This window comes from Streptomyces sp. W16 (genome assembly GCF_033194735.1).
Taxonomy (GTDB): domain Bacteria; phylum Actinomycetota; class Actinomycetes; order Streptomycetales; family Streptomycetaceae; genus Streptomyces.
Window position 1 is genome coordinate 1 of record NZ_JAWOAI010001127.1, and the last position, 1,126, is coordinate 1,126.

1 protein-coding gene and 1 pseudogene are annotated in these 1,126 nt (G+C 74.3%); both read right to left on the reverse strand.

Going from position 1 to position 1,126, the window contains the following annotated elements; translation table 11 throughout:
• Positions 1-335: NAD-dependent epimerase/dehydratase family protein (locus tag R6V09_RS53635; RefSeq protein WP_317888626.1), on the reverse strand; the 335-nt coding region annotated here is incomplete at its 3' end.
• A gap of 143 nt (positions 336-478) precedes the next feature.
• Positions 479-1,126, reverse strand: a pseudogene (locus R6V09_RS53640) (hypothetical protein); the annotation flags it as partial.

Sequence of the window (1,126 nt, forward strand, 5' to 3'; positions counted from 1 at the left end):
GGGCCGTACTCCGCACCGCAGCCGATCTGCACGAGCCGGGCGCCGCAGCCGCTGCGGCGCAGGGCCTCGCAGACGGTGGCGACGGCGACGGTGTTGTGCCGGGTGAGTTCGCGGGCGCCGCCTCTGGTGGCACCGGCGCAGTTGACGACGACTCCGGGGTGGACGGCGTCGAGGAAGCGGGTGAGTGCTCCGGGACTGCCGGACGCGAGGTCGAAGCGGACGTCGGCGTCGTCGCCGCGGCCGAGCACGGTGAGCTGGACGGCCGGGTCGGCGAGCAGGCGGTCGGCGACGAACCGGCCGAGGTAGCCGTTGGCTCCGATCAGCAGGACCCTCATCGGACGGCTCCCGTGGCCGACTCTCCGGATCGGGAGGTGATCATCTGGTGTTCTCCTTCACAAGGTGATGCGGTTGCCTCCGGCGGTGGGGCCGGGCGCCTGCGGCTGGGTGACGGGGCCGGTTGTTCGAGGTCATGGCGGCGTCACCGCGGCTCGTCCGCCGGCGCGTGCGCGGAGGCTCTGGTCAGCGTGCGGGTGGTGTGGAACAGGAGGGTCAGGGCGGCTGCTCCGCAGGCCAGGGCGGGGATGCTGCCCGGGCTCCAGGAGTCCATGAGGGTCTCGACGGGGGTGGCCAGGAAGCCGCAGCCGGGGAGCCGGCCGATGAGGTCCAGGGCCAGGGCCGTGACCTCCGTCGCGGCTGCCGCGCCCAGGGCAAGGGCCGGGGCGCGGGTGAAGCCGTGCACGAAGAGGAGGCGGGCGAGCAGCAGGAGCGCGCCCAGGGTGACGGTCTGGGCATACGCGGCGGGCTCGCCCAGGGCCGCGCCGCAGAGAGCGAGGAGGGCAGAGAGGGCACACAGGAAGAGGGCGAACGTGCCGAGCAGCAGCGGTTGTACGGAGTCGGCGAAGTCTTCCAGGCCGCGGCTGGTGGCGAGCTTGCGCCGGGCGCGTACGGCGAAATGGTGGGCGCACCAGGCCGCGGGCGCACAGGCCAGGGTGAGGGCCAGGACGGGTGCGGTGGCCGTGGGCCAGGGTCCGCCGGCGATGCCGGTCGGCAAGCTGTCGGGGCCGCCGCCGTCCGCGGCGCGGAGCAGACCGTCGCCGAGGAGGGCGTAGGCGAGCAGCCAGTACGA